17 protein-coding genes are annotated in these 23,284 nt (G+C 68.0%); 9 read left to right on the top strand and 8 right to left on the bottom strand.

The window, feature by feature from the left end; all coding sequences use genetic code 11:
• Positions 1-33 precede the first annotated feature (33 nt).
• The gene (locus ASE34_RS05780) at positions 34-1,548 is read left to right on the top strand and encodes a L,D-transpeptidase family protein (protein WP_230101198.1); all 1,515 of its coding nucleotides are present in this window, start codon (positions 34-36) and stop codon (positions 1,546-1,548) included.
• Positions 1,549-1,663: 115 nt separating this feature from the next.
• On the opposite strand, the gene ASE34_RS05775 is transcribed toward ASE34_RS05780, so the two are convergent.
• Positions 1,664-3,883 carry an NADP-dependent isocitrate dehydrogenase gene (locus ASE34_RS05775; protein WP_056277754.1) on the bottom strand — a complete coding sequence of 740 codons (2,220 nt, stop codon included), beginning with the start codon at positions 3,881-3,883 and terminating at the stop codon, positions 1,664-1,666.
• Between the two features lie 179 nt (positions 3,884-4,062).
• On the opposite strand from ASE34_RS05775, the gene ASE34_RS05770 reads away from it, so the two are divergent.
• From ASE34_RS05770 to ASE34_RS05740, 7 genes are all read left to right on the top strand, one after another.
• Complete coding sequence (locus ASE34_RS05770; protein ID WP_056277753.1) at positions 4,063-4,521, top strand: GNAT family N-acetyltransferase; 459 nt, start codon at positions 4,063-4,065, stop codon at positions 4,519-4,521.
• Between the two features lie 212 nt (positions 4,522-4,733).
• Positions 4,734-5,747, top strand: a complete 1,014-nt coding sequence (locus tag ASE34_RS05765; RefSeq protein ID WP_056277379.1) for a LacI family DNA-binding transcriptional regulator — start codon at positions 4,734-4,736, stop codon at positions 5,745-5,747.
• Positions 5,748-5,870: 123 nt separating this feature from the next.
• Entirely contained in the window at positions 5,871-7,178 is a 1,308-nt protein-coding gene (locus ASE34_RS05760; protein WP_056277377.1) for an ABC transporter substrate-binding protein, read from the top strand.
• Positions 7,179-7,236: 58 nt separating this feature from the next.
• Positions 7,237-8,202, top strand: coding sequence for a carbohydrate ABC transporter permease (locus ASE34_RS05755; RefSeq protein ID WP_157538122.1), 966 nt, complete (start codon positions 7,237-7,239; stop codon positions 8,200-8,202).
• Entirely contained in the window at positions 8,202-9,089 is an 888-nt protein-coding gene (locus tag ASE34_RS05750) for a carbohydrate ABC transporter permease (protein ID WP_198032385.1), read from the top strand. The genes ASE34_RS05755 and ASE34_RS05750 overlap by 1 nt, the downstream gene beginning before the upstream one ends.
• Positions 9,089-11,323 carry an alpha-xylosidase gene (gene yicI / locus ASE34_RS05745; protein ID WP_056277372.1) on the top strand — a complete coding sequence of 745 codons (2,235 nt, stop codon included), beginning with the start codon at positions 9,089-9,091 and terminating at the stop codon, positions 11,321-11,323. Before ASE34_RS05750 ends, yicI begins: the two co-directional genes overlap by 1 nt.
• A complete protein-coding gene (locus ASE34_RS05740; protein WP_056277369.1) occupies positions 11,320-12,753 on the top strand; it encodes a GH1 family beta-glucosidase in 1,434 nt (477 codons plus the stop codon). Before yicI ends, ASE34_RS05740 begins: the two co-directional genes overlap by 4 nt.
• 54 nt (positions 12,754-12,807) lie before the next feature.
• Here the strand turns inward: ASE34_RS05740 and ASE34_RS05735 are convergent, their stop codons facing one another.
• Positions 12,808-13,611, bottom strand: a complete 804-nt coding sequence (locus ASE34_RS05735) for a hypothetical protein (protein ID WP_056277366.1) — start codon at positions 13,609-13,611, stop codon at positions 12,808-12,810.
• A 289-nt stretch (positions 13,612-13,900) separates the two neighbouring features.
• Between ASE34_RS05735 and ASE34_RS05730 the strand changes: the two genes are divergently transcribed.
• Positions 13,901-14,749 (top strand): endonuclease domain-containing protein, encoded by an 849-nt coding sequence (locus ASE34_RS05730; RefSeq protein ID WP_056277363.1) that lies wholly within the window; start codon positions 13,901-13,903, stop codon positions 14,747-14,749.
• 124 nt (positions 14,750-14,873) lie between these two features.
• On the opposite strand, the gene ASE34_RS05725 is transcribed toward ASE34_RS05730, so the two are convergent.
• From ASE34_RS05725 to purN, 6 genes are all read right to left on the bottom strand, one after another.
• Positions 14,874-16,688 (bottom strand): ABC transporter ATP-binding protein, encoded by a 1,815-nt coding sequence (locus tag ASE34_RS05725; protein WP_053099015.1) that lies wholly within the window; start codon positions 16,686-16,688, stop codon positions 14,874-14,876.
• Positions 16,685-18,616 carry an ABC transporter ATP-binding protein gene (locus ASE34_RS05720; protein WP_053099014.1) on the bottom strand — a complete coding sequence of 644 codons (1,932 nt, stop codon included), beginning with the start codon at positions 18,614-18,616 and terminating at the stop codon, positions 16,685-16,687. The genes ASE34_RS05725 and ASE34_RS05720 overlap by 4 nt, the downstream gene beginning before the upstream one ends.
• A gap of 271 nt (positions 18,617-18,887) precedes the next feature.
• A complete protein-coding gene (locus ASE34_RS05715; RefSeq protein ID WP_056277359.1) occupies positions 18,888-19,385 on the bottom strand; it encodes a methylated-DNA--[protein]-cysteine S-methyltransferase in 498 nt (165 codons plus the stop codon).
• On the bottom strand, positions 19,382-20,881 hold the full coding sequence (locus tag ASE34_RS05710; RefSeq protein WP_056277357.1) for a DNA-3-methyladenine glycosylase 2 family protein: 1,500 nt from the start codon (positions 20,879-20,881) through the stop codon (positions 19,382-19,384). Before ASE34_RS05710 ends, ASE34_RS05715 begins: the two co-directional genes overlap by 4 nt.
• 154 nt (positions 20,882-21,035) lie before the next feature.
• Positions 21,036-22,643, bottom strand: coding sequence for a bifunctional phosphoribosylaminoimidazolecarboxamide formyltransferase/IMP cyclohydrolase (purH, locus tag ASE34_RS05705; protein WP_053099011.1), 1,608 nt, complete (start codon positions 22,641-22,643; stop codon positions 21,036-21,038).
• Positions 22,644-22,683: 40 nt separating this feature from the next.
• Entirely contained in the window at positions 22,684-23,271 is a 588-nt protein-coding gene (gene purN / locus ASE34_RS05700; RefSeq protein ID WP_056277354.1) for a phosphoribosylglycinamide formyltransferase, read from the bottom strand.
• Positions 23,272-23,284: the final 13 nt, after the last annotated feature.

The raw sequence follows: 23,284 nt of genomic DNA, 5'->3' as shown, positions 1-23,284 counted from the left end.
CCAAGGACACGTGAGAAACCGGGGGGTGAGTTCGTGACCGATCTGATCTCAGCGCAGGATGCGAAGACCGAGAAGCTGACCGAGGCGACCGCCTCCGGCGACCAGCCGAATCCTGTCGCGCCCGCCGACTCCGGCGACGCACCCACCGACTCCCAGCCGCCGCGCAGCGGCGACCAGGAACTCGCCTGGGCGCCGATCGAACCGGCTCCGAAGAAGAAGCGCCTCGGCCTGTGGATCGGCCTCGGCGTGGGCGCGCTGGCCCTGGGCACGGCCGCCGCCTCGATGATCCTGATCGCGCCGGGCACCACGGTCGCCGGGATTCCCGTCGGCTGGCTCACGCCCGGTGCCGCGGCCGACACGATCCAGGCCCACGTCGCCGATGCAGAGGTCACTCTGACCGGAGCAGGCGGCGACACCGTGCTGACGGGAGCGGATCTCGGCGCCGAGATCGACGCGACCGCACTCGCGGACGCCGCTTTCGCGGAGCGTCCGCTCTGGAACGTGACCGCCTGGATGGGTGAACCCGTCGCCGGCGAGATCACTCTCGATCCCGCGACGGCCGAGGCCGCGTTGCGTGAGGCCGTGCCGTCGAGTTTCGAAGACGCGGTCGATGCCGGCGTCGTCTTCGACGCCGCAGGCGGTGGCTACGCGATCACCCCCTCAGCCACCGGGACGGCCGTCGACCTCGACGGTCTCACCGCCGCCATCGTCGACACGATCGCGGACGGTGGCACGAGCCTCGAGTTCTCCGGCGACCCGGCCGAAGCCGCGCCGGCGATCACTGATGAAGACGCCACGGCTTTCGCGACCTCACTGAACACGATGCTCGGCTCGATCGGCTTCTACATCGGCGAAGAGCGCACGGTGCCCGTGGACGCGGCGACCGCCTCGACCTGGATCTCCGTCGTCGACGACGGTGGCGAGCTCAGCGTGGTCGCCGACGAGGCTTCGATCCAGGCGACGATCGATGCCCTCCCGGCGGCCGTCGACCGGGCCCCGGTCAACGCGACGAACATCGTCGATTCGGCCGGCAAGATCCTCCGCACCGAGGCCGAGGGAGTGAGCGGTCGCGCGATCGGCGACACCTCTGCCCTCGCATCAGACGTCGCGACGAAGCTCGAGGCCGGCGAGGGCATCTTCCCCATCGAGGTCACCGAGACGCCGTTCGAGTCCGTCAACCTCGTGCGCAAGATCGATGTCGACCTCGGGTCGCAGACCGCGACCCTCATCGAGAACGGCGCGGTCGTGCGCTCCTGGGCGATCTCCTCGGGCAAGAGCGCGACACCCACCGACACCGGCAACTTCCGCGTCTACGCGCACGTGCGCGAGCAGACCATGAAGAGCCGCGAGCCGGACGGCTCGATCACCGAGACGCCCAACGTCCCCTGGGTCACCTACTTCAACGGCGACGAGGGCTTCCACGGCACCTACTGGCACAACGACTTCGGCAATCCCCGCAGCCACGGTTGCGTGAACATGCCGATCGATGTCGCCCGGTACGTCTACGAATGGTCGCCCGTGGGCCTCGAGGTCGCGGTCCACTACTGATCCCCGCTCTCACCGAGCAGATCCCCGCACGCGACGCGTCGTCGATTCCGCGGAGGGATCACGCGAAGAAGGGGCCGGATGCTCTCGCATCCGGCCCCTTCTTCTGTGATCTGCGTCAGCTCAGAGCGTCGACGATGCCGTTCAGCGTGGTGGACGGGCGCATGACTGCGGTGACGAGCGCGTCGTCGGGGCGGTAGTACCCGCCGATCTCGACGGGCTTGCCCTGCACGGCGTTGAGCTCGGAGACGATCTTCTCCTCGTTCTCGGCGAGCGTAGCGGCGATCGGTGCGAAGGACGCGGCGAGCTCGGCATCCTTCGTCTGCTTCGCCAGCTCCTGCGCCCAGTACAGACCCAGGTAGAAGTGGCTGCCGCGGTTGTCGATCGTGCCGAGAGCGCGGCCCGGGGAGCGGTCCTCTTCGAGGAACGTTCCGGTCGCCGCATCGAGGGTCTCCGCGAGGACCCGGGCCTTCTCGTTCCCGGTGCGGTCGGCGAAGTGCTCGAGCGACGCGGCCAGCGCGAAGAACTCGCCCAGCGAGTCCCACCGCAGGTAGTTCTCCTCGACGAGCTGCTGCACGTGCTTGGGGGCCGATCCGCCGGCGCCCGTCTCGAAGAGGCCACCGCCGGCGAGCAGCGGGACGATCGACAGCATCTTCGCGCTGGTGCCGACCTCGAGGATCGGGAACAGGTCGGTCAGGTAGTCGCGCAGCACGTTGCCCGTCACCGAGATGGTGTCGAGGCCGTGGCGCATCCGCGCCAGCGTGTAGCGAGTGGCTTCCTCGGGAGCGAGGATCGTGATCGTGAGGCCCTTGGTGTCGAGCGTCGCGAGACCCTGGTGCACCTTGGCGATGATCTGCGCGTCGTGCGAGCGGTTGGCATCGAGCCAGAACACCGCGGGCACGCCCGTGGCGCGAGCGCGGGAGACGGCGAGCTTGACCCAGTCCATCACCGGGATGTGCTTCGTCTGCGTCGCACGCCAGATGTCACCCGCGCCGACCTCGTGCTCGATCAGCACGGTGCCCTCGCTGTCGAGCACCTGAACAGTGCCTGCGGCGGCGATCTCGAACGTCTTGTCGTGGCTGCCGTACTCCTCAGCCGCCTGGGCCATGAGGCCCACGTTCGGCACGGTGCCGATCGTGGCGGGGTCGAGCGGGCCGTTGGCGATCACATCGTCGATGACCGCCTGATAGACGCTCGCATACGAGGAGTCCGGGATCACCGCGAGCGTGTCGGCCTCGCCGCCGTCCTTGCCCCACAGCTTGCCGCCGTTGCGGACGAGCGCGGGCATGGAGGCGTCGACGATGACGTCGCTCGGGACATGCAGGTTCGTGGTCCCCTTGTCGGAGTTCACGTACGAGAGACGCGGCCCCTCGGCGATGGCCCTGTCGAACGCTGCGGCGATCTCGTCGCCGTCGGCGATGTCACCGAGGCCCGAGAGGATCGAGCCGAGACCGTCGTTGGGGTTGAGTCCCGCGGCGGCCAGCTTGTCGCCGTACTGCGCGAACACGTCCTTGAAGAACACCCTCACGACGTGACCGAAGATGATCGGGTCGCTGACCTTCATCATGGTGGCCTTGAGGTGCACCGAGTAGAGGACGTCGTCGTTCTTCGCCGTCTCGAGCGTCTCGGCGAGGAAGGCGTCGAGGTGCGCGGCCGAGAGGAACGTCGCGTCGATGATCTCGCGCGGAAGGACCTTCAGCCCCTCCTTGAGGATCGTGACGGTGCCGTCTGCGGCGGTGTGGCGGAAGCTGAGGACGTCGTCATGGGCGGCGACCCAGGAGCGCTCGTTGTGCTTGAAGTCGTCGTGACCGAGCGTCGCGACGCGGGTCTTCGATCCCTCGGCGAACGGTTTGTTGCGGTGCGGGTGCTTCTTCGCGTAGTTCTTCACGGCCAGAGGTGCCCGACGGTCGCTGTTCCCCTCGCGGAGCACGGGGTTCACCGCTGAGCCCTTGATGCGGTCGTAGCGGGCGCGGACGTCCTTCTCCTCGAGAGAGGTCGGCTCGTCCGGGAAGTCGGGGATGTCGTAGCCCTGGGCCTGCAGCTCGGCGATCGCGCCCTTGAGCTGCGGGATCGAGGCCGAGATGTTCGGCAGCTTGATGATGTTCGCCTCGGGGAGCGTGGCGAGGCCACCGAGCTCGGCGAGGGAATCACCGACCTGCTGCTCCGGGGTGAGCTTCTGCGGGAATGCCGCGAGGATGCGTCCGCCGAGCGAGATGTCGCGGGTCTCGACCTCGATGCCCGCCTGCCCCGTGTAGGCCTTGATGATCGGCAGGAAGGAAGCGGTGGCGAGAGCCGGAGCCTCGTCCGTGTAGGTGTAGATGATGGCGTCGTCGGTCACCAGCAGGTTCTCCGTTCGCGAGGGCATATTTGTCTCGATACCAAGATACCTGAGCCGCTCCCGACGCACGTTCGCCCCGAGGCGGGGTGGACATCGACTTCCGGCATCCCGCAGAGCTGCACCCCTGACGAAAGTCGAGGTTTCTGCGCGGCGACCCGATGAGGGGCTAGCCTGTGATCATGTCCGAACTGCGCATGGTCGAACTCTCCGCTGCGACGATCGTCGCCGTGAACAACATGTCGCTCAAGCCCGGACAGGAGCAGTTCCTCGCTCCGGTGTCCTATGGCATCGCGGCGACCGTCATCAACCCCCAGACCTCCTGGCAGCGAGTCGTCCTCGACGACGACCAGGTCGTCGGTTTCGTCAGTGCGAACTTCGACGCCGACGCCCCGGAAGAGCACTTCCGCTCCGTGCTGTGGCGCATCAACGTCGACGCCGACGACCAGGGCAAGGGCGTGGGTCGCTTCGCGGTCGAGCAGCTCATCGAAGAGGCGCGAGTACGCGGATTCGACCACATCAACGTCATCTACGAGGCCGGAGAAGACGGCCCCGAGGCGTTCTTCCTGCGTGTCGGCTTCACCCCTGTCGGCGAGACCGAGTACTCCGAGGTCATCGCTCAGATCCGCATCCCTTCGTAGACCGGCGGCGGGGTCTCGAATCCCCTCCCCCATCGAGGCCCCGTCGCCCTGTCCGGTGAATCGATGGGACCGCTCCCGCGTTCTCCGCGATCGATTTGTTGCGAGTGACCACAAAAGGGTTGCGCGCAGCGTCGAACCGTGCCTATCATCGCTGTCAGAGGCGGTAGCGAAGCGCTTCGACGATGTGACCGAAACACGACGATGGAGTCCTGATGACGACGATCCACGAGGTGGCAGAAGCCGCCGGAGTGTCGATCAGCACGGTCTCCTACGCTCTGAGCGGCAAGCGCCCCGTCTCCGAGAAGACGCGCCGCCGCATCGAGGACGCGGTGCACACGCTCGGTTACGAACCCGACGCCGGAGCACGGATGCTCGCCGGGCGCCGCACTCAGATCTTCGGGCTCACCGAGCCCCTCCGCGCCGACACGCACGCCCCGACCCACATGGCGTTCGTGCTCGCGACCGCGGTCGCCGCGCGGCGCCGCGGTTACGACATCCTCCTCCTGACTGACGAGCAGGCGTCAGAGGGCATGAACCGCGTCGCCGCGAGCAATCTGGTCGATGCCATCCTCGTGCTCGACGTCGCCCCCGACGACGAGCGCGCGGACATCGCCCGCTCCCTGCGCTCCCCCACCGTGTTCATCGGCATCCCCGACGACGCCCGGGATCTGACCTGTGTCGACCTCGACTTCGAGGCGACGGGGCATCTCGCGGTGGATCGACTGGCCGATGCCGGACATACGTCGGTCACGCTGTTCGGCCAGACCGAGGTCTCCTACCGGAAGTCGAACTTCCCTCGTCGCCTGCTCCTCCGCGTGCAGGAGCGAGCGGCCGAGCGGGGCGTCGACCTCGACTGGGTGACGACGGGCGTCACGACCACCGATGCCTCCTCCGTGCGCGCGGCCGCAGAGCTGGCGCTGGAGCGCGGCGTCCGCGCCTTCATCGTCCACGCCGTCGGCGACGTCCACGATGTCCTCCTCGAGACGATCTCGGCCCAGGGGCTGACGGTGGGAGAAGACGTCTCCGTCATCTCGGCGGCCGCATCGTTCGACACGTCTGCGCTCGTCGTCCCGATCGACACGATCCCGCTCGTGCCGCAGAGGTCATGCGAGCTCGCCGTCGACCTCGCGGTGCGACGCCTGGAGGAACCGGGCCTGCCCGCGCAGATCCACCTGATCCCACCCGTATACCAGTCCGCCGGCTCCGTCGCTCCCGCCCGGGAGTGACGGGCGTCGACCACGCAGCCGCATCGCGATCATCGAAGCGCTTCGACGATCGCCTCATCACAACTGAACACCCGACCCACTGAAGTGTCCGGCCCCAGGGCCACCGAGAAAGGAGTGCCGACGATGGCACGCACCACCCGCAGGACGAAGACGTTGGCGGCTCTCGCCGCTCTCACCGCGACAGGCATCGCCCTGAGCGGATGCACCGCCGGTTCCGGCGACGAGGGGGGCGGCGGCGACACCCTCAAGCTCTGGCACTACGAGGGCGCCGACAGCGCGATGGGCAAGGCGTGGGCCGAGGCGATCGCGATCTTCGAGGAGGAGACCGGCGCGAAGGTCGAGTTCGAGGAGAAGTCCTTCGAACAGATCCAGAAGACCGCCAGCCAGGTGCTCGACACGGACGCCGCCCCCGACCTCATGGAGTTCAACAAGGGCAACGCGACGGCCGGCTTCCTCGCCTCCACCGGCCTGATCGCCGACATCTCCGACGCCGTCGAGGAGTACGGGTGGGACGAGAAGCTCGCACCCTCTCTCCAGACCACCGCGAAGTACTCCGAAGACGGTGTGATGGGCGGTGACACGTGGTTCGGAGTCCCGAACTACGGCGAGTTCGTCGGCGTCTACTACAACCAGGACGCGTTCGCCGCGGCAGGGCTCGAGATCCCCACCACCTACGAGGAGTTCGTCGACGTGCTCGACGCGTTCGTCGCACAGGGAGTCACCCCTCTCGCCGAGGCCGGCGCGGAGTACCCGCTCGGACAGCTGTGGTATCAGCTCGCGCTGCTCGAGGGAGACCGCGACTTCGTCGACTCCTATCAGCTCTACGACGGAGAGGTCGATTGGCAGGGCCCGGAGGTCACCGCCGCCTCCGAGACGCTCCAGGACTACGTCGACAAGGGCTACATCGCCTCGGACGTCTCATCGGTCAAGGCCGAGGACGCCGGTGTCTCGTTCATCAACGGCACCTCGCCGATCTTCGTCTCGGGCTCCTGGTGGTTCGGACGCTTCGTCTCGGAGGCCACCGGCTTCGATTGGACGATGACGGCGTTCCCTGGAGCGGATCTCTCGCTCGGCTCGTCCGGCAACCTGTGGGTCGTCCCCGAGAACGCCGCGAACAAGGAGCTCGCGTACGAGTTCATCGACATCACGATGCGGCCGGAGATCCAGGCGATCATCGGCAACAACGGCGGCCTCCCCGTCGCGGCAGACACCGCTGACATCACCGATGAGAAGAGCGCGGCCCTGATCGAGACGTTCAACGGCGTGCTCGACGCCGACGGACTCTCGTTCTACCCCGACTGGCCCGCCCCCGGCTTCTACGACGTGATCGTCCAGGAGCTCCAGGGTCTGATCACCGGCACGCAGGACGCCGAGACGACCAACACCAACCTCGGCGAGCAGTACGACGAGGGCACGTCCGAATTCCGTTGATCCACTCGCGGGGGCGGCGACCGCACGTCGCCGCCCCCGCATCCTCCTGGAGATGAACATGTCACTCGTCACCCGCCGCGAGGGCCGCACGAAGCTGCCGCCCGAAGAGCCGTCGATCCCGCAGCGCAGCGGTGGGACCGGCGCCTACTGGATGTACCTGCTCCCGGGCTTCGTCCTGCTCCTCGTCGTCGTCATCGTCCCGCTGATCTGGAACGTGTATCTGACCTTCACGAAGTGGAAGGGCGTCCGCACACCGGAGTTCATCGGTCTCGAGAACTGGCAGAAGATCCTCACCGACAGCGACTTCTGGACCTCGTTCACGAACTCGGTGTGGATGATCATCGCCATGGTCGTGGTGCCCACGATCGTCGGTCTCATCGTCGCCGCCCTTCTCTTCGACGTCGTCGGACGCAAGTTCGGCGGCAAGGTGGGCAGCTTCCTGCGGGCGACGTACTACCTCCCCCAGATCCTCCCGATCGCCGTCGCCGGCATCGTGATCGGCTGGATCGTCCGGCCGGGTGGCGACGGCGCGCTGAACCAGATCCTCGGATGGTTCGGCATCCCCGCCTACGACTGGCTCGGCCAGATGCCCTCGGCCCTCATCGTGCTGATGGTCGTCATGGTGTGGGTGCAGCTCGGCTACCCCGTGGTCGTCTTCATGGCGGCGCTGCAGCGCGTCGACCCTGAGCTCTACGAAGCCGCCGAACTCGACGGGGCGAACTGGTTCCAGCGATTCTCGGCGATCACGATGAGCATCATCCGCCCGGAGATCTTCGTCGTCACTCTGACCTGCACGATCGCGGCACTCAAGGTCTTCGGCCCCGTCTACATCATCACCCGCGGCGGCCCCGCAGGCGCCACCCTGGTGCCCGCGTACTACGCCTACCAGGAGTTCTTCACGAAGCGGAACGTCGGCTACGGCGCGACCATCGCCACCGTGCTGACCATCGTCGTGGTGATCGTGTCGATCATCTTCATCCGCGTGCAGAACTCGCTCGAGCGCAAGGAAAGGGCGGGTCTCTGATGCACGCCACCACCGCCATCGTCACCGGCAAGCCGGCCACCAGCCGTCCGCGCGGCGGCATGACCAAGAAGCGTCCGATCGACTGGCTCATGCTCGCCCTCGTCGTGATCGGCGCGCTGCTGATCATCGCGCCGTTCTACCTCGTGCTGGTCAACTCGTTCAAGTCGCCGGTCGACTACGCGACGTCGGGTCCGCTGGCGTTCCCCGAGACCCTCGACTTCGGCGGGATCATCAAGTTCTGGGAGAGGGTGAACTTCCCCGAGAAGGTCTGGAACTCGCTCTTCATCGCTGGCGTGGTCTCCGTCCTCGCCGTGGTCATCTCGATGCTCAACGCCTTCGCGATCGGCATCGGGCGAGTCCGCGGACGCAGCTGGATCGTGCTGCTCTTCCTGCTCGCGAACCTGCTGCCCCAGGAGGCCCTCCTCTACCCGCTCTACTACATGTTCAAGTCCGTCGGCCTGTACGACAACGTGTGGTCGGTGATCATCGTCTTCACCGTGATCCAGGCGGCGTTCGGCACGTATCTGCTGTCGTCGGTCTACGGGACGTTCCCGAAGGAGATCCTCGAGGCGGCGTCCCTCGACGGCGCGAGCCGCTGGCAGATCCTGTGGCGGGTCGTCTTCCCGATCAGCCGTCCGACCCTGTCGGTGCTGCTCATCTTCTTCTTCATCTGGACGTGGAACGAGTTCCTGATCCCGCTGACCTTCCTCGCGTCGAACGCCAACCAGACGGTCCCCGTGGCGATCAGCGTGCTGCAGGGCGACCGGCTCATGGACGTCACGACGACGAGCGCGTCAGCGCTGCTCGGCATCATCCCCACGCTCATCTTCTTCCTCATCTTCCAGCGCACCCTCACGCGCGGCATCACGGCAGGAGCAGTCAAGTAATGAAGTTCACCGACGGGTTCTGGCAACTGCGTCCAGGGGTCACCGCGCTGTACGCGCAGGAGGCCTATGACATCGCCGAGACCACCGACACCCCCGACGGGCGAGGGATCGTCATCACGGCGCCCACCATGGTGATCGCCAAGCGCGGCGACACCCTGAACCGTCCCGTGCTCACGACCACGCTCTCCTCTCCCGCCGAAGGGGTGGTGCGCGTGCGCATCGCGCACCACGAAGGCGGCCGCTGGCACGGCGGATTCGGCCTCCCCGGCGCAGGAGCGGGGGCCGCCTCCGTATCCGTGAGCGAGGCGGGCGGCGTCCTGGATGCCGGTTCGCTCGTGGCGCGGATCACCCACGGTGCGCCGTGGGGCCTGTCCTTCGAGGTCGACGGCAGGCGTGTGACCGGAAGCGGGCACAAGGCTCAGGGTTACGTCCGGCTCGCTCCGGACGCGCAGGTGGATGCCGGAATCGTCGACAACGCCCGCCAGGGCGGCTCGACCCCCAGCGGATCCGTCTTCGTGCACGAGCAGCTCGACCTGGGAGTGGGCGAGCTCATCTACGGCCTCGGCGAGCGCTTCGGCCCGCTGGTGAAGAACGGTCAGTCGGTGGACATCTGGAACGCCGACGGCGGGACCTCGAGCGAGCAGGCGTACAAGAGCATCCCGTTCCATGTGTCGAACCGCGGGTACGGGGTTCTCGTGAACGATCCGGGCCATGTGTCGTACGAGATCGGCTCGGAATCCGTCGAGCGCGTGCAGTTCTCGGTCTCGGGAGAGGTGCTCGAGTACTTCCTCATCGCCGGTCCGACGCCGAAGGAGGTCCTCTCGCGCTACACCGCTCTCACAGGACGGCCGCCGGTGGTTCCCGCCTGGTCGTACGGGCTCTGGCTGTCGACGAGCTTCACGACCGACTACGACGAGCAGACCGTCAACTCGTTCATCGACGAGATGGCGGCGCGCGAGCTGCCGGTGTCGGTGTTCCATTTCGACTGCTTCTGGATGCGGGAGTTCAACTGGACCGACTTCGTCTGGGATTCGCGGGTGTTCCCCGATCCCGAGGGCATGCTGTCGCGACTGCACGACAAGGACCTGCGCGTCTGCGTCTGGATCAACCCCTACATCGCCCAGCGCTCCCCGCTGTTCCGCGAGGCCGCCGATCAGGGCTTCCTCGTGCAGCGCCCCGACGGATCGGTCTGGCAGTGGGACCTGTGGCAGGCGGGTATGGGTCTCGTGGACTTCACGAACCCCGAGGCCACCGCCTGGTACCAGTCGAAGCTCCGCGGGTTGATCGACCAGGGCGTGGACTGCTTCAAGACCGACTTCGGCGAGCGCATCCCGACCGAGGTCGTCTGGGCCGACGGCTCCGACCCCGAGCGCATGCACAACCTGTACACCGATCTCTACAATCGCGCGGTGCACGACGTGCTCATCGACGCCCGCGGCGCGGATGACGCCGTGCTGTTCGCGCGCTCGGCCACGGCGGGCGGACAGAGCATGCCGGTGCACTGGGGCGGGGATTCCACCTCGACCTATGCGTCGATGGCCGAGACCCTGCGCGGAGGGCTGTCGCTGGCGCTCAGCGGCTTCGCCTTCTGGAGTCACGACATCGGGGGCTTCGAGGGCACTCCGGATGCCGGGGTCTTCAAACGCTGGACGGCGTTCGGCCTGCTCGGCTCGCACTCCCGCTTCCACGGCTCGAGCTCGTACCGGGTGCCGTGGGCCTTCGACGAGGAGGCCGTCGACGTGACGAGGCGCTTCACGCACCTCAAGATGCAGCTCATGCCCTACCTCTATCAGCAGGGCATCATCGCCTCGAGGACCGGGCTGCCGGTGATGCGTCCGATGCAGCTGGAGTTCCCGGACGACCCGGCCGTCGGCTACCTCGACCGGCAGTACATGCTGGGCTCTGACCTGCTCGTCGCGCCGGTCTTCTCGGAGGACGGAACGGTGGAGTTCTATCTCCCGGAGGGCGAGTGGACGTCGCTGCTGACGGGAGAGACGGTCGCGGGCGGCGGATGGCGCCGGGAGACCCATGCCTTCGATTCGCTGCCGCTGTACGTGCGCCCCGGCACCGCGCTCCCCTGGGGCGCTCGCACCGATCGGCCGGACTACGACTATCACGACGGCCTGCGACTGCGCGTGTTCCCCGGCGGATCGGGGTCGACGACGGTGACGGTCACGAGCCCCGACGGCCGTGAGAAGATCTACGAAACCGACCTGACGGAGGTGACCCGGTGACTCTCTCCCCCGCCGATGACTACCGCGGATCCGGACTCGTCCTCCCCGAGGGCTTCACGTTCGGATCGGCGACCGCCGCGTACCAGATCGAGGGTGCGGCAGACGAGGACGGCAGGACGCCGTCGATCTGGGACACGTACAGCCGAACGCCGGGCAAGGTGTGGAACGGCGACACCGGCGATGTGGCCTGCGATCACTACCATCGCGTCGATGAGGACCTCGACCTGATGTCGGATCTCGGACTGCAGGCCTACCGATTCTCGATCGCCTGGCCGCGCATCGTCCCTGCGGCAGACGGACGAGTCAATCAGGCGGGCATCGACTTCTACTCGCGTCTCGTCGACGGACTCCTCGAGCGCGGCATCCGCCCCGTGGCGACCCTCTACCACTGGGATCTTCCGCAGTACCTCGAGGATGCGGGCGGGTGGACCTCTCGCGCCACGACCGATGCCTTCGAGCGATACGCGTCGATCATGGGCGCGGCGCTCGGCGACCGGGTGCACACCTGGACGACGCTCAACGAGCCCTGGTGCTCTGCCTATCTGGGATACGGGCAGGGCGGGCACGCGCCGGGCCGCCACGAGCCCGCCTCCGCGCTGTCGGCCGTGCACCACCTGAACCTCGCGCACGGGCGCGCCATCCAGGCGCTCCGGGCGACGTCGACCGGCGACCCCGACTACTCGGTGACGTTGAACTTCCATGTCCTGCGCGGCGTCGGCGACGGCGCTGACGAGGCCATGCGCCGGATCGACGGTCTCGCGAATCGCGCCTTCACCCACCCGATGCTGCGCGGTGAGTACCCCGCAGACCTCCTCGACGACACGGCATCGGTCACCGACTGGTCGTTCGTGCAGGATGGCGACCTCGCCACGATCAACCAGCCGATCGACGTGCTCGGGGTCAACTACTACTCGACGGCGACCGTCCGCCTGTGGGACGGGGTGTCGGAGAAGCAGCAGAACGACGGGCACAAGGGCACGGCCGGAGGCACGGCGTGGCCGGGCAGCGATCAGCTGGTCGAATTCGTCGAGCAGCCGGGGCCGTACACGGCGATGGGATGGAACATCGCGCCCGACGGACTGGAGGAGCTGCTCGTCTCGCTGTCGGAGCAGTTCCCGTCGCAGCCGCTCATGGTCACCGAGAACGGGGCGGCGTTCGACGACGAGGTGGCTGAGGACGGCTCCGTCCCCGATCCCGAGCGCACCGACTACCTGCGCAGGCACTTCACGGCCGCTCATCGTGCGATCCAGCGCGGTGTCGACCTGCGCGGCTACTTCGTGTGGTCGCTCCTCGACAACTTCGAGTGGGGCTACGGCTATGCCAAGAGATTCGGCATCGTGCGCGTGGACTTCGACTCGCTCGAACGCACCGTCAAGGACTCGGGGCACTGGTATCGACAGCTGATCGCCTCACGGACGATCGGCGCCTGAGGCACCGCACTCACGTGAGCATCGAGCGCCGTCTTCGCCCTGCGGAGGCGGCGCTCAGCGCTTGTCCGGGCGTTTGCGTTCGTTCCACGCGGCGAACGCCGATGCGGCGGCACCGGCGGCACGGTCGATCGCCTCGGCCGACCGACTGATCACATCCTGCGCGGCATCCTGCCAGGTGGACGATGCCGAGGACGCCTCTCCCGCGTGCACCCGAGCGGCGTGCTCGGCCGCTTCGAAGGCCCGCTCGAGATCGGCGACGGCGTCGCGGTACGCGGCGAAGTCCGCCGCGCTGACCCTTCCGGTGGCGGCGCGGCGCATCTCGACCGCGTGCGCTGCCGCGCGCAGATACGCCGCAGTCGCCGGCTGTCGGACGTCGGTCATCTCCGGGTAGGCGATCTGCAGCCCCGGATCGGTCTCGTAGCTCATCCAGCGCGCGACGATCGCCTCGTGCTGCGCCTGAAGCCTCTCCAGGGGGCGTGGTGCGGATGCCGGCGGAATCGCCGCACGGGCGGCGTTCAGGCGCACCTGCTTGGCGCGGACGTCGGCGGACGCGGCTTTGGCGTCGTTCTCCTTCGCCCGCAGCATCCGCTTGGCACCCGCGACCTGCTCCGGGGTCGCACGCCGCGCGCTGCGTTCGGCCGAGATGCGTGCGACGTCGGCGCGCGCCAGCTTGACGGCCATCCGCCTCTCGACCGCCGTCTGCCTGGCGGCTTTGAGATCATGCCGAGCCGCGTCGTACTCGAGTCGGCGTCCGCTCTTGATGCTGCGGCGACGCAGCCCGACCGCGCCGGCTGCGACACCCCCGGCTGCGGCGGGCGCGATCCACCACAACTCGACGGCGAGCAGCAGCGGATCCATACCTCGATGGTACCCAGAGCCAAGGCTCGTGTCCCTTCCCCCCTCCCCCCTCCTCTCCCCTCCCCCTGTCCCTCTCCCTCCTCCCCTCCTCCCTCGTGTCCCCCTCCCCACATCTGCGGCTTTGGTCACCTTCTGCGGCCAGGGCCGAAGCTCACGGCCGCAGAAGCTCACCCGAGCCGCCGAAGTGGAGGGCGTGACTGCCCCTCCACATCCCGCTTCGGCAGTCGGTTCTCCTCAGGATGCGGGTAGCCGGCTTTCGAGGAGGTGGGCGGGGCGGCATCCTGAGGCGATGGACCTGAGGGAATGGCTCACTGCGCGAGGCGGCATCGCCCACCGATCGGACGCTGCCGAACACGGCTTCGCCCCGAGACAGGTTCGTGGGGCGATCCGCTCCGGAGCAGTGCGCCGCCTGCGCGCTCAGTGGGTGGCCCTGGCATCGGCTCCCGACGACCTGGTGGCGGCTGCCGCGGCATCCGCGCGGCTGACCTGCGTGTCGCTCGCACGTCGTCGCGGGTGGTGGGTGCCGGATCGAGCGCCGGGGGGTCTGCACCTGCAGGTCGGGCCCAATGCGCACCGCCACCGAGATGACGCGACCCTGCATTGGGGCGCGCCGCTCGTCGACTGCGGCCCGCGGCGACTCACGGCGTCCGTCGAAGACGCTTTGGCGCACATCGCCGGCTGCTGCCTCCACGAGGACGCACGGGTGATCTGGGAGTCGGCCGTCCGCATCGAGCGGCTCGACGTCGAAGCTCTTCGACTGGTGGAATGGCGTGAGCCGCGGTCGCGCGCACTGGCCAAGGAGGTCATCGGACTGTCGGACTCCGGCCTGGAGACGATGGTGGTCGTACGGCTCAGTGGTTGGGGTGTGCCCCTGCGCCAGCAGGTCCGGCTCGCGGGTCGCCGGGTCGACATCGTGATCGGCTCACACCTGGTCGTGCAGATCGACGGATACGCACATCACTCCTCGTCGGCGCAGCGGGGATCCGATGTCGCCCATGATGCCGAGCTGCGCCTGCGCGGGTACACCGTGTTGCGCCTGTCCTATGCGCAGATCGTGCACGGGTGGGAAGACGTCGAGCGCACTCTGCAGGCCGCGATCGCGCGGGGGCTGCATCTTCCACCCCGTCAGCGCCGATGATGGCCAACGGTTCTGCGGCCACAGTGACCTTCTGCGGCCACGACTTCTCGTCGTGGCCGCAGAAGTGCGCCCTGGCCGCAGAAGACGCGGAGGGCGACAGCAGTCGCGCTTGCTCAGGCGACGGTCACACCAGCGTCTGCTGCCAGGCGGCGTGCAACTGAGCGAACTTGCCCGTGCCGCTGATGAGGGTCTCCGGGGTGTCGTCCTCGATGATCTTGCCGTGCTCCATCACGAGCACCCGGTCGGCGATCGCGACCGTCGACAGCCGGTGCGCGATGATGATCGCCGTGCGGTCCTTGAGAAGCGTCTGCAGCGCATCCTGGATCAGACGTTCCGAGGGGATGTCGAGCGACGCGGTCGCCTCGTCGAGGATCAGCACCGCAGGGTCCGCGAGGAATGCCCGCGCGAACGAGATCAGCTGACGCTGCCCCGCCGACACCCGGCCACCCCGCTTGTTGACATCGGTGCCGTATCCGTCGGGCAGCGACGAGATGAACTCGTCTGCCCCGACCGCGCGGGCAGCCGCACGGATCTCATCCAGCGAGGCATCGGGCTTTCCGAGAGCGATGTTGTCGGCGACCGTGCCGCTGAACAGGTAGGCCTCCTGCGTGACCATCACGATGGCGCGACGCAGGTCCTTCGGATGCAGGCTGCGCAGGTCGACTCCATCGAGCGTGACCGTGCCGATCGACGGGTCGTAGAACCGGGAGATCAGCTTCGCCAGAGTGGACTTGCCCGCGCCCGTGGTACCCACCAGCGCGATCGTCTGCCCGGCAGGGATGTCGAGCGAGAAGTTCGGCAGGATGGTCTTCTCGCCGTTGTATCCGAACGTGACCTCGTCGAACCGCACGTGTCCGCGCGACTCCCACAGGTCGACCGGCTTCTCGGGATCCGGAACCGTCGGCACCTCTTCGAGCACTCCGGACACCTTCTCGAGGGCCGCGGTGGCGGACTGGTAGGAGTTCAGGAACATCGCGATCTCCTGCATCGGCGCGAAGAAGTTGCGCACGTACAGCACGGCCGACAGCAGCACGCCGACGGTGAGGGTCTCGTTCGAGACCCTGATGCCGCCCCACAGCACGACGATTCCGAGCACGAGCGCCGCGACGCCCATCAGGCCGGGCTCGAACGTGCCGAACAGCAGCATCGAGCGTCGGTTGACGTCCCGGTAGTCGCCGGCGATCTTCTGGAAGGTCACGTCGTTGCGAGGCTCCTTGCGGAAGGCCTTGACGGCACGGATGCCGGTCATGGTCTCGACGAACTGCACGATGACCTTCGCGCTGATGACGCGCGACTCACGGTAGACGAGCTGCGAGCGCGAGTAGAACCAGCGCATCAGGAAGAACAGGGGTACGCCGCCGATCGCGAGGATGAGCCCGGACTGCCAGTCCCACACGCACAGCGCGATGAAGGTGAACAGGCCGAACAGCACGCCGGAGACGAGCTCGTTCAGCCCGCCGTCGAGCAGCTCCTTGATCGAGTCGAGGTCGCTCGTCTGACGCGAGATGATGCGACCGGACGTGTAGGACTCATGGAATTCCAGGCTGAGGCGCTGGGTGTGCAGGAAGATCCGCTTGCGGAGGTCGAGCAGCACTGCCTGCGTGAGCTTGGCCGCGATGATCACGTACCAGGCGATCATCGCCGCCGCGACGGCGCCGGCGAGAAGGTAGATCCCGCCGATCATGAAGGTCGGCATCCAATCGGCGCGCTCGAGCACAGCGGGCAGGGCACGGTCGAGACCGATGCTGATGAGGATCGGTCCCGCGACCTGGAGCGCCGTCGAGATGACGAGAACGATGGCCGCCAGAGTGATCTGCGGCTTCAGCGGACGCACGAGCGATCCCAGCAGTCGGAGCGACCGGCGACGGATGGCCCGGCTCTCCTCCTTGGTGTAGCTGGAGCGGTCTTCGTCCTGGGTTCCGGTGATCGCGGAGCTCATCGCTGCACCTCCTTCTCGGTGATGATGTCTTCGTCGGCGGCGTCCTGGCGGATCCCGTCCTGCACGACGGCGTCGATCTCGTCTTCCTCATCGCGGATGATCGGGATCGCGCCGGTGCGCGCCGCCTCCTCAGCCTCAAGGCTGGAGATGACGTGGCGGTAGTGACGACTCGTCTTCAGCAGCTCGCTGTGCGTCCCGACGGCGGTGACTCGGCCCGATTCGAGCAGCGCGACCCGGTCGGCCAGAGCCACGGTCGAGGGCCTGTGCGCCACGATCATGGCGGTCGTATCGGCCAGCACGTGCCGCAGCGCCTCTTCGACGAGAGCCTCGGTGTCGACGTCGAGCGCCGACAACGGGTCATCGAGCACGAGCACCTTCGGCTTGGCGGCGACCGCCCTGGCCAGTGCGAGACGCTGACGCTGTCCGCCGGACAGGCTCAACCCTTCCTCGCCGATGACGGTCTCGACCCCCTCGGGGAGCGAGTCCACGAAAGAGGCCTGTGCCACGTCGAGCGCTTCGCGCAGCACTCGTTCGGCCTCGTCGCTGTGCACGTCGAGATCGGCCCGACCGAGCAGGACGTTCTCGCGCACGGTGGCCGAGAACAGCGTGGCGTCCTCGAACGCCATCGCGATGTGCTGACGCAGCTCGGCGAGCGGCAGGTCGCGCACGTCGACGCCGTCGAGCGTCACGCGCCCGCCGGTGACGTCGTAGAGGCGCGTGGGCAGGGTGGTCAGGGTGGTCTTGCCGCTGCCGGTCAGCCCCACGAGCGCCATGGTCTCGCCCGGGCGCAGCACGAGATCGATGCCGTCGAGCAGATCGCGCTCGTTCGCGCCCGCGTCCTGGTACCGGAAGTGCGCCTTGTCGAATGCGAGCTCGCCACGGGGTTCCGCGATGTGCACGGGGTTCTCGGGGTCGGTGATGCTGTTCGTCTCGGAGTAGATGTCGAACACGCGATCGGTCGCCGTGCGGGCGTCGAGCATGAACGAGAACAGGAACCCGATCGATTCGATCGGCCAGCGCAGCACGACGGCCATGGCGAAGAACGCGAACAGCTGAGCCTCGTCGATCTGTCCCTGCGAGATCAGCCAGATGCCGGACATCAAGCTCAGCCCGAACGCGATCTGCGGCATGAGATCGAGCCAGAACCAGATCGACGCGATCGCGCCGGCCTTGCTCATCTCGGTCTCACGCAGCGTCTCGGCCTGGCGGCTGAAGCGGCTCAGAGCGTGCTTGCCCCGACCGAACGCCTTGAGCACGCGGATGCCGTGCACGCTCTCCTCGACGCTGGTGGCGAGGTCGCCGGCCTGGTCCTGGCTGCGGCGAGTGAGCGCGCCGTAGCGCTTCTCGAAGAGGTAGCCGCGGATCCAGAGCGGAATGGCGGTGACGATGAAGATCACTCCCAGCAGCCAGTGCCAGCGGAACAGGAGCACGGATCCGATGATGATGGTCAGGACGTTGACCACCAGCAGGACGAGGCCGAAGGCCAGCCACCGGCGGATCAGGCCGATGTCCTGCATCATCCGGCTCAGCAGCTGCCCCGACTGCCAGCGGTCATGGAAGGAGACCGGCAGCGTCTGCAGGCGCGAGTAGAGCTCGGTGCGCATCTTGTACTCGACCTGTGTTGCGGGGTTGAGCACGAACTGGCGGCGCAGCCAGACCATGAGCGCCTCACCCAGCGCGAGGCCGAAGACCGCGAGCGCACCCCAGGCGATCGCATCGATCGCGCCCGTCCGCACAGGACCGCGGATGATCTGCTCGAGGACGATGGGAATCATCAGTGCGATGATCGCGGCGACGAGCGCGCTCGCGGCGCCTCCCGCGAGCCGCCAGATGACGGGCTTGACGAAAGGCTTCAGGCGCCACAGTGCGGCCGGTGTGGAAAGGGAGGAGGAAGGGGAGGCGTTCTGCGATGAAGGCGAGGAAGACATGTCTCTCAGACGAGTTTCGTATGGGGAAGCGGTTGCTGAAGGCGGCAGACGCAGCGAAGGACTCTCGGAGTCCGGCATCCGGTGGTCGTGCGTGTCGGAAAGTGGCTCTAGCGGAGCGGGCGCACCGGGGTCGAGCCGAGAGCGGCGATCTGCACAGCGGCGATCGATGTCATGGTGTCCTCCTCAGGGGCTCGGCTATGTCGTCCCGGTCGGTGCGACAGCCCACCAGCCTATTCCTGTGAACAAGCTGAGCACAAGAGAGATTCCCGATTCATGCCCGCGCGGCTTCTCGCTCCAGCAGGCTCGCCTTGACGTCGAGACCCCAGGCGAACCCGCCGAGGGTGCCATCCGATCGCAGCACACGGTGGCACGGCACGAACAGCGCGGGGGCGTTGCGGGCGCAGATCGATGCCGCGGCGCGCACCGCACGGGGGTTGCCGAGCCGCGCTGCGAACGAGGTGTAGGTCAGCGGCTCCCCCGGCTCGATCGACCTCAGCGCCGACCATCCGGTGAGCTGGAGCGCCGTGCCCGTCTGCTTCACGGCGACCGCGTCGATCGCCGAGAGGTCCCCGGCATAGAACGAGAGCGCAGCGGCAGCCGCATCCGTCTCGCCCTCGCGCACCTCCGTCGGCCGCACCGGGACGGCGAGCCGTGCGAGGATCGTCGCCTGGTCGGCCGTCCATCCAGAGGCGAGCACCCGCTGACGGTCGTCGGCGAGGATGGTGAACGGTCCGTCGAGCGTCTCGACGGTCTGGATGATGGCGTTCATGAGGTCTCCTTCACAAGGGCGGTGGTCTGTCTCGCGCTCGGCCGTCGAACCGGACGTGCGGGCGCTGCTCGCCAGAGGTGAGCACTGAGATAACTGCGCCACGGGGCAGCCCGCTCGGCCCACGCGACCAGCGGCAGCGGATCCGCCGGCAGTCCGGACGCGGCGGCCCCCGCACGAAGTGCTACGTCGCCGGGGAGCAGCACGTCGGGGTCGCCCAGCACCCGCATCCGCACGTAGTCGGCCGTCCAGGGGCCGATGCCGGGCATCGCGAGCAGGGCAGCGCGCTGCTCGACTCCGTCGTCGCCGACCGTGAGAGCGAGGCTGCCGTCGGCGAGGGCCGTGGCTGCGCCGACGATCGCCCTGATGCGGGCGGCCGGTCCGCGCAGCACCGAGGCCCCGTGCTCGGCGATCGCCGCCATCGTCGGGAAGAGCAGCCCCTGCTCCGTGCGCTCCCCCAGCGCGTCGGCGAGCGCGGTGAGGGCAGTGCGCGCGGCGACGACGGTGATCTGCTGACCGACCATGGCACGGATCAGCATCTCGTGCGGATCCGCCGAGCCCGGCACGCGGATGCCCGGAGTGCGCGCGACCAGCGGAGCGATCTCGGGGTGGGCGCTCAGCGCCTCGTCGACCGCGAGAGGGTCGGCGTCGAGGTCGAAGATCCGTCGCACGGTCGACACCAGCGGAGCGAGGTCGCCGAGCTGAGCGACGCGCGCCCGAAGGTGCAGTCGCTGCGTCGAGTCCTGATGCACTTCGAACCACGCGGGCCCGCCCGCCATACGCAGGTGCCGAGAGAAAGATGTCGTCGCGGCCTCTTCGACCCCCGATACCGCACGCGCAGCCATCCACTGGAAGATTCCGGACGCATCGAGCGGCCCGCGGTACGGGAGGACGAGGTCGATCGCACCGGGAGCCGCGGACGCCGGGGTCTTCCGTCGAGCCCGGAGCTCGCCCGGAGTCAGAGTGAACACCTCGCGGATCGTGTCGTTGCACTGCCGAATGCTCGCGAAACCGGCCGAGAAAGCCACATCCGAGATCTGCATGTCCGTGCCCACCAACAGCATGCGCGCCGTGTGCGCGCGATGCGCCCGCGCGAGGGCGAGCGGACCTGCCCCCAGCTCGGTCGAGAGCAGTCGGGTCAGGTGCCGTGTCGAATAGCCGAGACGCACGGCGAGGCCCGACACTCCCTCGCGCTCGACGACGCCCGAGGCGATGAGACGCATCGCCCGCGCCGCGACGTCACTGCGCAGGTCCCACGCAGGCGAGCCCGGGGCAGCTTCGGGCAGACAGCGCTTGCACGCCCGGAAGCCCGCCTCGTGCGCCGCTGCGCTGGTGGGATAGAAGGTGACGTTCTGCGGCTTGGGCGTGCGCGCGGGGCAGCTCGGACGGCAGTAGATCCCGGTAGAGCGCACGGCGGTCACGAACTGCCCGTCGAAGCGGGTGTCGCGCGCGCTGATCGCACGGTATCGCTCATCGAAGTCGGTCACGGGGAAGCTCATGCCTCCACTCTGCCACCGCCCTCCGACATCGACTGGCGGAAATCGGACATCACGGTGGACATCGGGATCGGCCGCATCATCCGACGACGAGACCCCTCGCACCTGCATCGGCGCGAGGGGTCTCGGATGTGCCTGGGCCTCAGGGCCGCCGCACTCAGTGGAAGAAGTGACGCTCCCCGGTGAAGAACATCGTGACGCCGGCCTTGCGTGCGGCGTCGACGACCTCTTCATCGCGCACCGAGCCACCGGGCTGCACGATCGCGGTGACGCCCGCGTCGATGAGCACCTGTGCACCGTCGGCGAACGGGAAGAAGGCATCGGAGGCAGCGACAGAACCGGCTGCACGATCACCGGCTCGCTCGACCGCGAGGCGGCACGAGTCGACACGGTTGACCTGACCCATGCCGACGCCGACCGTGGCGTTGTCCTTCGCGAGCACGATCGCGTTCGACTTGACGGCGCGGCACGCCTTCCACGCGAAGATGAGGTTCTCCATCTCCTCGTCGCTGGGGCGCTCGCCCGAGACGAGCTCCCAGTTCTTGGCGACCGAGACGATGTCGTCGGGGAAGCGATCGGCATCCTGCAGCAGAAGTCCGCCCGAGACGAGGCGCACATCCATGCGCTCCTGCTGCCAGTCCTCCGGCAGCTGCAGCAGACGCAGGTTCTTCTTCGCCTTGAACACCTCGAGGGCTGCGGGTTCGAACGACGGCGCGACGATGACCTCGGTGAAGATGTCCTTCAGATTCTCGGCCATCTTGAGGGTGACGGTGCCGTTCGCGGCGATCACTCCCCCGTACGCCGACACCGGATCGCACTCGTGGGCGCGGATGTGCGCGCTCGCGATCGGGTCGAGGGCGTTCGGGGCGGTCGTGGCGATGCCGCACGGGTTCGCGTGCTTGATGATCGCGACGGCCGGCTTCACCATGTCGTAGGCGGCGCGCAGCGCGGCATCCGCGTCGACGTAGTTGTTGTACGACATCTCCTTGCCCTGCAGCTGCGTCGCCTGGGCGATGCCGTGGCCGCCGACACGGGTGTAGATCGCGCCGCGCTGGTGCGAGTTCTCGCCGTAGCGCAGCGTCGCCAGCAGCTCGGCCTGGATCGTGAGGTGCGTCGGCAGGTCCTCGCCCTCGCCGAGCGTGCCCTCCGCGAACCATGAGGCCACCGCGGTGTCGTAGGCGGCGGTGTGGGCGAAGGCGCGGGCCGCGAGCTCGCGGCGCTGGGTCAGCGTGGTGCCGCCGTTCTCGATGGCGCTGATGATGCCCGGGTACGACTGCGGCGAGACGACGATCGCGACGTTCGCGTGGTTCTTGGCCGCGGCGCGCACCATGGCGGGGCCGCCGATGTCGATCTGCTCGACCACGTCGTCGCCCTCAGCACCGGAGGCGACCGTCTCGACGAAGGGATACAGGTTCACGACGACGAGCTCGAACGGCGCGATGTCGAGATCCGCGAGCTGACGTTCGTGATCCTCGAGGCGCAGGTCCGCGAGCAGACCGCCGTGGATCTTCGGGTGCAGCGTCTTCACGCGGCCGTCGAGCATCTCGGCGACTCCCGTGACGGCGGCGACGTCGGTGACCTCGAAGCCCGCCTCGCGGATCGTGGAGGCCGTCGAGCCGGTCGAGACGATCTGCACGCCCGCGCCGGCGAGAGCGGCGGCGAGATCGAGCAGACCGGACTTGTCGCTCACCGAGACGAGTGCGCGGCGAACCGGGACGGTGTCGCGATCGCGGTACAGCGAGTGGTCGTGGCGGGGGCCGGCCATGATGGGCTCCTTCGTGCGAGGGGGGCGTGCGTGGATCGGTTCAGGATGCTGAGGTCAGCGAGAGCTCACCGGTCGCGATGCGGCGCACCACGTCGATGAGAAGTCGGCGCTCGACGGGCTTGATGCGCTCGTGGAGGCTGTGCTCGGTGTCACCGGCGACGACCGGCACGCGCTCCTGCGCGAGGATCGGGCCGGTGTCGACGCCGTCGTCGACGACGATCACGCTCGCGCCGGTCTCCGAGACGCCCGCGGCGAGCGCGTCGCGCACTCCGTGTGCGCCGGGGAACTCGGGCAGGTATGCGGGATGCGTGTTGATCAGTCGTGGCGAGAGGTCGGCGACGAGGGCGGCAGGAAGCAGACGCATCAGGCCGCTGAGCACGACGAGATCTGCGTTCCAGACGGCGAGCTGGCGGCCGAGCTCCTCGCCCCAGGCTTCGCGCGATTCGTGCTCGTGCCACGGAACCGTGAAGCTCGGGATGCCGAACTCCTCGGCGTGGGCCAGGCCATCGGCTTCGCGGTCGGCGCCGACGACCACCACCCGCGCAGGGAAATCGGGGTGGCGAGCAGCCTCGAGGAGGGCGCGAAGGTTCGAGCCGGTGCCCGAGATGAGAACGGCGACCGTGAGCACGCGCCCAGTCTAC

The sequence above is a fragment of the Microbacterium sp. Root280D1 genome (assembly GCF_001428975.1).
GTDB lineage: Bacteria > Actinomycetota > Actinomycetes > Actinomycetales > Microbacteriaceae > Microbacterium.
The sequence above is the reverse complement of the archived record's forward strand: the minus strand, read 5'-3'. Positions and strand labels throughout refer to the sequence as shown.

What these genes read in the sequence shown, in the direction of transcription:
- ASE34_RS05735 (WP_056277366.1), bottom strand. Translation starts at nt 13,611, where the DNA reads ATGGATCCGCTGCTGCTCGCCGTCGAGTTGTGGTGGATCGCGCCCGCC.
- ASE34_RS05760 (WP_056277377.1), top strand. Translation starts at nt 5,871, where the DNA reads ATGGCACGCACCACCCGCAGGACGAAGACGTTGGCGGCTCTCGCCGCT.
- ASE34_RS05765 (WP_056277379.1), top strand. Translation starts at nt 4,734, where the DNA reads ATGACGACGATCCACGAGGTGGCAGAAGCCGCCGGAGTGTCGATCAGC.
- purH (WP_053099011.1), bottom strand. Translation starts at nt 22,643, where the DNA reads ATGGCCGGCCCCCGCCACGACCACTCGCTGTACCGCGATCGCGACACC.
- ASE34_RS05755 (WP_157538122.1), top strand. Translation starts at nt 7,237, where the DNA reads ATGTCACTCGTCACCCGCCGCGAGGGCCGCACGAAGCTGCCGCCCGAA.
- ASE34_RS05710 (WP_056277357.1), bottom strand. Translation starts at nt 20,881, where the DNA reads ATGAGCTTCCCCGTGACCGACTTCGATGAGCGATACCGTGCGATCAGC.
- ASE34_RS05730 (WP_056277363.1), top strand. Translation starts at nt 13,901, where the DNA reads ATGGACCTGAGGGAATGGCTCACTGCGCGAGGCGGCATCGCCCACCGA.
- ASE34_RS05770 (WP_056277753.1), top strand. Translation starts at nt 4,063, where the DNA reads ATGTCCGAACTGCGCATGGTCGAACTCTCCGCTGCGACGATCGTCGCC.
- ASE34_RS05715 (WP_056277359.1), bottom strand. Translation starts at nt 19,385, where the DNA reads ATGAACGCCATCATCCAGACCGTCGAGACGCTCGACGGACCGTTCACC.
- ASE34_RS05750 (WP_198032385.1), top strand. Translation starts at nt 8,202, where the DNA reads ATGCACGCCACCACCGCCATCGTCACCGGCAAGCCGGCCACCAGCCGT.
- yicI (WP_056277372.1), top strand. Translation starts at nt 9,089, where the DNA reads ATGAAGTTCACCGACGGGTTCTGGCAACTGCGTCCAGGGGTCACCGCG.
- ASE34_RS05720 (WP_053099014.1), bottom strand. Translation starts at nt 18,616, where the DNA reads ATGTCTTCCTCGCCTTCATCGCAGAACGCCTCCCCTTCCTCCTCCCTT.
- ASE34_RS05725 (WP_053099015.1), bottom strand. Translation starts at nt 16,688, where the DNA reads ATGAGCTCCGCGATCACCGGAACCCAGGACGAAGACCGCTCCAGCTAC.